This window comes from uncultured Sunxiuqinia sp. (assembly GCF_947495665.1).
GTDB classification, from domain to species: Bacteria; Bacteroidota; Bacteroidia; order Bacteroidales; family Prolixibacteraceae; genus Sunxiuqinia; species Sunxiuqinia rutila.
Map to the genome: position 1 here is coordinate 194,217 of NZ_CANLZV010000008.1, position 9,368 is coordinate 203,584.

The 9,368-nt window shown below is 41.0% G+C and carries 8 protein-coding genes; 7 read left to right on the forward strand and 1 reads right to left on the reverse strand.

Annotated elements, in window-relative coordinates; all coding sequences use genetic code 11:
* Positions 1–96: 96 nt before the first annotated feature.
* From Q1A18_RS12160 to Q1A18_RS12185, 6 genes are all read left to right on the forward strand, one after another.
* Positions 97–1,713: a S41 family peptidase gene (locus tag Q1A18_RS12160; protein ID WP_299580330.1), complete on the forward strand. Its 1,617-nt coding sequence runs from the start codon at positions 97–99 to the stop codon at positions 1,711–1,713.
* Positions 1,714–1,716: 3 nt separating this feature from the next.
* Entirely contained in the window at positions 1,717–2,316 is a 600-nt protein-coding gene (gene pnuC / locus Q1A18_RS12165; protein ID WP_299580333.1) for a nicotinamide riboside transporter PnuC, read from the forward strand.
* Complete coding sequence (locus Q1A18_RS12170; RefSeq protein ID WP_299580336.1) at positions 2,309–2,836, forward strand: ATP-binding protein; 528 nt, start codon at positions 2,309–2,311, stop codon at positions 2,834–2,836. Before pnuC ends, Q1A18_RS12170 begins: the two co-directional genes overlap by 8 nt.
* Positions 2,837–2,995: 159 nt before the next feature.
* Positions 2,996–3,934, forward strand: coding sequence for a cysteine synthase A (gene cysK, locus Q1A18_RS12175; protein WP_299580339.1), 939 nt, complete (start codon positions 2,996–2,998; stop codon positions 3,932–3,934).
* Positions 3,924–4,853 carry a serine O-acetyltransferase EpsC gene (gene epsC / locus Q1A18_RS12180; protein WP_299580342.1) on the forward strand — a complete coding sequence of 310 codons (930 nt, stop codon included), beginning with the start codon at positions 3,924–3,926 and terminating at the stop codon, positions 4,851–4,853. Before cysK ends, epsC begins: the two co-directional genes overlap by 11 nt.
* A 9-nt stretch (positions 4,854–4,862) precedes the next feature.
* Complete coding sequence (locus Q1A18_RS12185; RefSeq protein ID WP_299580345.1) at positions 4,863–6,002, forward strand: THUMP domain-containing protein; 1,140 nt, start codon at positions 4,863–4,865, stop codon at positions 6,000–6,002.
* A gap of 186 nt (positions 6,003–6,188) precedes the next feature.
* Here Q1A18_RS12185 and Q1A18_RS12190 read toward each other — a convergent pair whose 3' ends face one another.
* Positions 6,189–6,320 carry a bacteriocin gene (locus Q1A18_RS12190; RefSeq protein ID WP_299580348.1) on the reverse strand — a complete coding sequence of 44 codons (132 nt, stop codon included), beginning with the start codon at positions 6,318–6,320 and terminating at the stop codon, positions 6,189–6,191.
* Between the two features lie 184 nt (positions 6,321–6,504).
* On the opposite strand from Q1A18_RS12190, the gene Q1A18_RS12195 reads away from it, so the two are divergent.
* A complete protein-coding gene (locus Q1A18_RS12195) occupies positions 6,505–9,336 on the forward strand; it encodes a CHAT domain-containing tetratricopeptide repeat protein (protein WP_299580350.1) in 2,832 nt (943 codons plus the stop codon).
* Positions 9,337–9,368: the final 32 nt, after the last annotated feature.

A 9,368-nucleotide genomic window follows, 5' to 3' on the forward strand; every position in this document is an offset into this window, starting at 1 on the left:
CTTTGGCTCGTTTTGTACTTATTAATATGAGGCTTTGTTCTGCGGGTGATATTCTTTTATCTTTAACGATTCAAAAAAAATAAAGACTCGAATGCCATGATAACACAATTAAAGAAAACAATAGCGTTGGGAGTGATTCTCGTGTTGGGAATGACCTCCATGATCAAGGGGGTGCAGGCTCAGGATATTCAGACCAATATGTTGAAATTCGGGCGTTTGCTTCAATTGATTGAAAGTAACTATGTCGACACAACCAATATTGACGACCTGACAGAGAAGGCCGTTGTAGAAGTGCTTAAGCAGTTGGATCCGCATTCTGTTTATATTTCCAAAGAAGAAGTTGAAAAGATGAATGAACCTTTGCAGGGAAGTTTCGAGGGCATTGGAATTTCATTCAATATTTTAAAAGATACTTTGATGGTGGTGGCCACCATTCCGGGCGGTCCTTCTGAAAAAGTGGGCTTGCAGGCCGGCGACCGCATTGTGGAAGTGGATGAAAAAAAGGTTGCAGGCATTGGGTTGGAAAACAGCGATGTCTTTGAAATGCTTCGTGGAGACAAAGGAACGGTTGTTAACCTGAAAGTGCTTCGCAAACGGAACGAAGAGCTGTTGGATTTCCGGATTATCCGGGACAAAATTCCAATTCACAGCCTGGATGCCTCCTACATGATAAATGATGAAACGGGTTACATTAAGCTCAATCGTTTTTCGGCAACTACAACCGATGAGTTTTCGGAGGCCATTAGGACCCTGAAACAAAATCCGAAATTGGAGAATCTGGTGTTGGATTTGCGTGGCAATGGAGGAGGCTACCTGAAGGCAGCGATTGAATTGGCCGATCAGTTTTTGGGTGCCTTTAAAATGATTGTTTATACGGAAGGGGAAAATAATCGCCGAAAAGACTACAAAGCCTCAGCCTTGGGCGAGTTTGAACAGGGCAAGTTGGTGGTTTTAATTGATGAAGGCTCGGCTTCTGCCAGCGAAATTGTTGCGGGTGCCATTCAGGATTGGGATCGAGGTGTGGTTATTGGTCGCCGTTCGTTTGGTAAAGGATTGGTGCAGCAGCCTTATTTTTTGAATGATGGCTCCATGCTTCGTCTGACCACTGCGCACTACTATACACCCAGCGGGCGATGCATTCAAAAAGCCTATGACGATGGGGTGGAAGCTTATCGTAGTGATTACCGGAAGCGTTTTGAGGCTGGAGAGTTTTTCACCCAGGACAGCATTCATTTCAATGACAGCCTGACCTATGAAACCTTGATCAATAAACGTACGGTTTATGGAGGTGGGGGTGTCATGCCTGATATTTTTGTTCCTATGGATACGTCAATTCATTATGGTTTCTTTAACCGGATGAACCGTCAAAATATTGTGTACTCTACAGCGTTGGATTATCTTGATAAAAACCGGGATAAATTCACCAAGAAATATTCTTCTTTTGACCTGTTTCGGGAGAAATTTTCGGTTGAGGATGAGTTGGTCGACCGGATGCTGGCTGAGGCCGAAAAAGAAGGCATTGAGCAGGAAGAAGGTGATGCCGATTTTGCACGTCCGATTATTAAAGAACAAGTGAAGGCTTTAATTGCGCGCGATTTGTTTGGCCAGAGTGAATTCTATCAAATTATAAATGAGGATAATGATGTGATTCGGGAGGCTTTGAAAGTCCTGAAAGACAGCTCAGAATACAACCATCTTCTGGTAGAGAATTAATCCATGATTGATCCATTTTTGACTTGGCTTTCGGCCAATTATGTAGAGCTGCTTGGCGCGGTTCTGGGCTTTGCTTACATTTTTCTTTCCATTCGTCAACACATATTTACCTGGCCGGTGGGCTTGCTCACCTCGGCTTTGTACGTTTATGTGTTTTTGGTTTCGAAATTTTATGCTGACATGCTGCTGCAGGTTTACTATGTGGGCGTCAGCATTTATGGCTGGTATTTTTGGTTGAAGGGTAATCCCAATTCTGAAAACGAGTTACGCGTCAGCCGAATGCCGCTGAATTTTTACTTTCCCGTCATTCTGGTATCAGTTCTTTTGTTTCTGCTCTTCCTGTTTGGCCTGAAGTATTATACCGATTCACCGGTTCCATTTGGCGACTCGCTAACCACCGCTTTGAGTATTGTGGCCACCTGGATGCTGGCGCGTAAATATGTGGAGCATTGGCTGATTTGGATTTTTGTTGATTTCTTTTCAGCCTTTTTATATGGTTTTAAAGGCCTGTGGCCAACCGTGATTCTGTTTTTGGTTTATACCGGAATGGCTGTTTATGGCTATCGCAGTTGGCGAAATGATTTAATAAAACAAGATGCGTAAAATAATTCGAATTGCCATTACTGGTCCCGAATCAACTGCAAAAAGCACGTTGGCTGAAGCTTTGGCACATTACTTTGATGGGATTTTTTATCCGGAATATGCCCGCGAGTATTTTCAGGATCATTCGACACAATATACCTACAACGACCTGGAGGAAATTACCAAAAAGCAAATTGAGCAGTACCATGAATCGGCAAATTCTGCTGCAAAGCTCGTTTTTTTCGACACTTGGTTGATTATTACCAAAGTTTGGTTTCAGTGGGCTTATCAAACGGAGCCAGACTGGCTGGAAGAAAAGATTGCAGACCTGCCGATTGATTTGTATTTGCTTTGTGTGCCTGATATTGCCTGGGAGCCCGATCCTTTGCGGGAACATGGCGGCGAAGAACGCCTGCAACTGTTTGATGCTTATAAGTCGGAACTGCAACAGCGCAAGCTGAAGTTTGTCGAAATAAATGGGATTGGAGAACAGCGTGTCCAAAATGCTATAAAGGCTGTTAAGTCTTTGCTGCATTCCTGATTTGTTTTTAGGCATTGTTTGTTTTTCAGCGATAAAAACAGGAATTTTGCTTGACGATTAATTGCCGTGAAACGTTCGGAAAGAAGCGTTGGCAAACCTGAAAAAGAGGAGCCTGACTTCTTGTGAAGTTGCATGCATTATCCTTTAAAATACAAACGTATGAAAATCGCAACAAATATACTTCAGCTAATTGGTCATACTCCATTGGTTGAGCTTCATAAGGTAACTCAAGGGTGCCATGCCCGCGTGCTTGCTAAATTGGAATCGCAAAACCCCGGAGGTTCTGTTAAAGATCGTCTGGCTCTAGCCATGATTGAGCAGGCAGAAAAAGAGGGGATTATTAATGCGGAAACAAGCATTATTGAGCCAACAAGTGGCAACACGGGAATTGGTTTGGCCATGGTTTGTGCCGTAAAAGGTTATTCCCTGAAAATTGTTATGCCCGAAAGTGTATCAGTTGAGCGGAGGCAGGTTTTGAAAGCCTATGGCGCAGAAGTGGTGCTTACTTCATCGAAGGGAGGCATGCGCGAAGCCATTGAAAAAGCTGAAGAACTTGGAAAAGCCTGCGAGAATACCTTTATTCCGATGCAATTTGCAAATCCGGCTAATGTGGAGATGCATCGACGAACAACTGCTTTGGAAATTTGGAATGATACCGACGGAACTGTTGACGTTTTTGTTGCCGGAGCCGGAACGGGCGGTACCATTACCGGGGTTTCTGAGGTGTTGAAAGAAACGAAAGCTGCGGTTCTCAGTGTTGTTGTCGAGCCTGAAAGCTCAGCTGTACTGTCCGGAAATCCTCCCGGTTCACACAAAATTCAGGGAATTGGAGCTGGTTTTATCCCCGAGGTTTTAAATACGGAAATTTATGATGAGGTTTTTCAGGTAGCCAATGACGATGCCTTTGAAACAGCTCGCCTTTTGGCTAGAGAAGAAGGTGTATTTTGCGGTATTTCTTCTGGAGCCAATGTGTATGCCGCCCTGGAAATTGCGAAAAGGCCTGAAAACAAAGGAAAGACAATTGTTGTTGTCATTTGCGATACGGGAGAACGATATTTAAGTACAACATTATTTAATCCAGAGCAAGATGCAATCTGATTCTAAAATACTCGCAAAAATTAATCAAACGGTCGATCGTCTTTCTGATCCGGAAAGTTATGATCTGGTGTGCCATGAACATCGTTTAGGTGAACCATTGCCATCAACGGAAAAGCTGGCAAAGATTGTCAATATGATTCGTGAAATTCTTTTCCCGGGTTATTTTGGAACCACAAGTCTGCGTCCCAATACCATAAAGCACTACATGGGAGTCTATGTGGATGAGCTTTTTGAGTTACTGTCTGAACAAATAATGGCGGGGCTGTGCTTTACCTGTAAAAATCCACATGAAGTGGACATGCAGGAGCGTAATCGGCATGCCCAGATGTTGGCCAGTGAGTTTATTGCTTACTTGCCTGAGATTCGAAGAAAACTGGTGGCTGATGTTGATACGGCCTTTGTGGGAGACCCCGCAGCGCAAAGCCAAAGCGAAGTTATTTTCTGTTATCCGGCCATACGAGCCATTTCAAACTACCGGATTGCCAACCAGCTGTTGAAACTGGAAGTGCCCTTAATTCCTCGAATTATTTCGGAGATGGCCCATTCGGAAACAGGCATTGACATTCACCCGAAAGCAGAAATCGGCGAATCGTTTACAATCGACCACGGAACTGGCGTGGTGATTGGTTCAACCTGTATTATCGGCAACAACGTGAAGTTGTACCAAGGAGTAACGCTTGGTGCCAAAAGTTTTCCGTTGGATGAAGATGGAAATCCAATTAAAGGTGTTCCGCGCCATCCAATTGTGGAAGATGGCGTAATTATTTATGCTCAGGCAACCATTTTGGGACGGGTTACTGTGGGCGCTAATTCAGTAATCGGGGGGAACGTTTGGGTGACCAACAATGTACCGCCAAATTCAAAAATTGTACAGTTCAAAGCACGCGAAACTTCTTTTAGTGACGGAGCTGGAATATAAAATTGAAACATGCATAAAAAATATCGTTTTGTTGCTACTACCTATGCCGGATTGGAGCAGGTTTTAGCCGAAGAATTAATTGGCCTGGGAGCTGATGAAGTAGAAGAAGGAAGACGCTCTGTGTATTTTCAGGGTGATATGACGCTGATGTATCATGCAAATTATAGTTTGCGCACTGCTTTGAAAATTCTGATGCCTGTGCGGAATTTTAAAATTAAACGGGTGGATGATCTTTATCATCAGGTTTCCAAAATCAAATGGGAGGAATACTTTGACGCCAACCAAACGTTTGCTGTGCAAAGCAAGGTTTTTAATGAATTGTTTCGGAATTCCATGTTTGCATCGTTGAAGGCAAAGGATGCCATTGTTGACCGTTTTCGACGCGTAAGTGGAAGCAGACCTTCAATCGATGTCAGTCGGCCTGATATTTTGATTAACCTGCATATTTCGAATAACGATTGCACAATTTCGCTCGATAGTAGTGGTGAATCTTTGCACAAACGTGGGTATCGTTCCGGAAACCATGAAGCGCCTATCAGCGAAGTTTTGGCAGCCGGCATGCTTAAATTATCAGGGTGGAATGGAAAAGAGTCGCTTACTGACCCGATGTGTGGATCTGGTACAATTGTTATTGAGGCGGCTATGATGGCTAAAAATATTTTACCAGGAGAGACTCGGAAAAGTTATGGCTTCCAGAAATGGAAAAATTACAATGAAGAAATCTTTAAAAATCTAAAAGACCAGCATGAACATCGTCAGGTTGGGTATAAGATTTATGGATCAGATATTTCCAGAGTAAATATCGATTTGGCTTATCGAAATGCCGAAAAAGCAAATGTCTTGGATGTGCTTCAGCTTGATATTGCTGATTTTCGTACTTTGGAAAAGAAAGACGATTCTTCTTTTCTGGTGTTTAATCCGCCTTATGGTGAACGAATTAAATCGGGTGATCAGGCATTTTACGCGATGGTAGGCGAGCGTTTGAAACATCACTATCCAAATACCACTGCCTGGCTAATCAGTACGAACGAATGTTTAAAATCGATTGGGTTGAGACCTGAAGTTAAAATTCCGCTTTACAACGGTTCACTGGCATGCAGCTTCAGAGAATATAAACTATATAAAGGGTCTAGAAAATCTTCTATTTAATCTTTACTTAAATTATCGTAATTAATTTTCACTTGTTTTTACGCCCGCAGAAATCTTGCTTACAAGAACGCTGCTCAAAGAACGATTGAAAATGATAAAAAGACACAGTGACTAATAATGCCTAGTTCTACAGGGCTTTTCAAACGAATGTGTGATGATAAATTTTTTAGATAATTTTAGTAGTGTTTAGTCAAAGTCTTCTACGATTACATCATAATCACGACCACGACCACCTTTTACTTCGTTTAATTCTTCTTTTGTTAAGATTTCGAATGAATCAAAAATGTTGTTTTCGTTGTTAGCAAATAAAGTTTTCATTACTTTTAAGTTTTAATGGTTAATACTTGTAAAATCCTTAATTATCCTTTGTTCGCTTCTTTATTCCGAATAAGGTAAAAAGGTAACCCCTTGGAAAATGAAAAAAATTGAAAGAAATATTAAGATTAGGTGCAACTGCCTGAATGTCAGTTTCTATGTCTTTGTGTTTTTTTCTTGTTTTTTTTTGAATTCAATATATTCTTATGCTGCAAATGCCAGAGAAACTCTAGTTGAAAATGATAGTCTAAGGGTTATTGAGTCGTATGAGAATGGATTGCGTGTTTTTCGGTTAGGAGATTTTGAACAATCGGTAGAATTTTACAATCAAGCTCTTTCGTTGGGTAGGAATACTTTTGGAGAGCTTAGTGTAAAACTGTTTTCATCCTTAGTTAATTTAGGCATCGCCTATAAGAATCTTGGTGAATATGATAAAGCTATAGCAACATATTTAGAGGCTGAGAGAATCATTAAGTCTGTATACTCTGAAAATCATCCGCGTCTTGGTTTTGTGTACTCAAACCTTGGAATTATTTATAAGCTTAAGGGCGATTTTGTTAAGAATTATGAATTTCAACAAGCTGCTTTGCGGGCTTTTCAAATTGAAGAAGTCAAGTATGCTAATCAGGTTATTATTGTTGAGTATAACGTATCAGAGGCGCTATTCCTGATAGGAGCTTATGAGAGTGCAATTCAAAGTTGTATTAATAATGTTGAAAGCGTTCCCTTGTGGTCTAAAACGTTTTATTTTAGCCTGTTGGCTCGCATTTATACGAAGCTTGGAGATTATGACTTAACCAAGAAATACTATCAGAAAACATTCGATATTTTGACTCAGATTTCAGGTTCAGATAGTTATGATTTAGGTTTGGAGTACAGTGATTATGCTTCCTTTTTATTATCGATTAATGAGTACGATGAGGCTCTTGAATATGTTAATCGGTCTGAGGGCTTAGTTGTCAAATATTTCACAGAAAAAAGTTTGCAGTACAGTGATGTGATGCTGAATTTTGGGGATTATTATTTTCAACGGAACTCGAAAGCCAGTGATCTAAATGACTTCTATTCCAAACGCAAAAAGGATTTATTGATTGCTTTAGATTACTATCAGAAAGCCCTGATTGCGGGGACGGATGGTTTCGCAAGTCTTGAAACGGATGTGAATCCGGACTTAGGACAGGAGATTTCAGAAATCCAACTGTTGGAAGTTCTAAAGAAAAAAGCCAATTGTTTTGAAACTTTGGCTGATCTTAATTTGTCGGAATCTCAAAAAGAAACGGCGATTGAAAACTATACGCTGGCTTTGCAGACTGTTGAGCGTGCGACTGAATTGATTCATCAAATCAGAACCGGTTATGTTTCTGAAGATAGTCAGTTCTTTCTGTCTGAAAATCAGGAGTCTACTTTTATAGAGGCGGTTGATGTTAGCTATAAACTTTTTCTGCATACGGGTGATTTTCAATTTGCTGAAAAAGGATTTGAGTTTGCGGAGAAGAGTAAGTCGGCGAGCTTCTTGGCATCCATTAAAGACTCCAGGGCTAAGCGTTTTGGAGGAATTCCGGATAGTTTGTTAAAAAGGGAAGACTACCTCAAAATGAATATTTCCAGCTATAAGGAGATGCTTTTTGAGGAGAATCAGAACTCAGATCCAGATTCTGCCAGGATCGAATTATTTAACTCCAAGATTTTCCAGCTGAACGAGCAATATGAGCAGTTGGTGCAGCTTTTTGAAGATTCTTTCCCGAACTATTATGCGTTTAAATACCGAAATGAAGTTGTGGATGTCGCTTCGATACAGGAGCATGTAAATGGGAAAACGGCGGTTGTTGAGTATTTGATAGAAGAACCAAATGAGAATAAAGAACAAGGACAGGTTTATAAGTTCATAATCACAGAAGATGAGGTGAGTTTTACGAAAGAGTTGATTGATTTAACGTTTGTTGAAGACATCGAGTCGGTTTACCAATTCCTGACTAGCCCAAAGTATTTATTCACCGGACTTAGTGAATTTAAAGGCTATGCCAAGTCGGCTTACCAGTTATACGAAGTTTTACTTGAAAAGGACAAATCACTGCTGGAAGGCAAGCAATTGGTGGTGGTTCCCGATGATAAATTAGCGTACATCCCTTTTGATGCGCTGCTTTCTGAAATGCCGGATACCAGTAAAATGAACTTCAGAAACCTATCTTATCTTGTTGAGGATTATTCGATTAGTTATACTTATTCGGCAACGTTGCTGTATAATTATTTTGAGAATGAAAAGCAGGCTGAAAACGATCTTCTGGCTTTTGCTCCCAGTTACCACAATGATGATCGCGATTATACAGTTATTTCCGAGTACCGCGCGGGTTTACTGCCTTTGCCTGCTGTTACTAAAGAGGTTGATTTTATTAGTGAATATGTGTCAGGAGATGTATTTAAAGACTCTCTGGCCCAGGAAGCTGAATTTAAAAAACGGGCTTCCAACTATGATATTTTGCACCTGGCGATGCACACCTTGATTAATGACACCTTGCCAATGTACTCCAAACTGGCTTTTTCAAAGCCGTATTTGGACGAAACGGATGATGGTTGGCTGAATACCAATGAAATTTACACCATGGATTTAAAAGCTCGTATGGCCGTTTTAAGCGCCTGTAATACGGGAAGTGGAAAATTACAAAAGGGTGAAGGAGTGATGAGTCTTGCCAGGGGATTCCTGTATGCTGGTTGTCCTTCGATTGTGATGACCCTTTGGGAGGTTGAAGATGAGTCGGGAGCGCATATCATGAAAGATTTTTACCGGTTTTTGTCGAAAGGGAAAAGTAAAAATGAAGCCCTTCGGTCAGCTAAGCTTGCTCACATCAAAAGTGCAGATCCTTTAAAAGCACATCCTCATTATTGGCTTGGTTATGTGGTTGTTGGTAATCCGGAGCCTCTTTTTCAAAGTACCGATATTTACTTCGTTTTAATCATCTTGCTTGTAATTCTTGCTCTGTTTATGGACCAGTATTACCGGAAAAAGAAAACCCGGGATTAAAAAAATCCACGGGCTTTACTTTACCATTATTG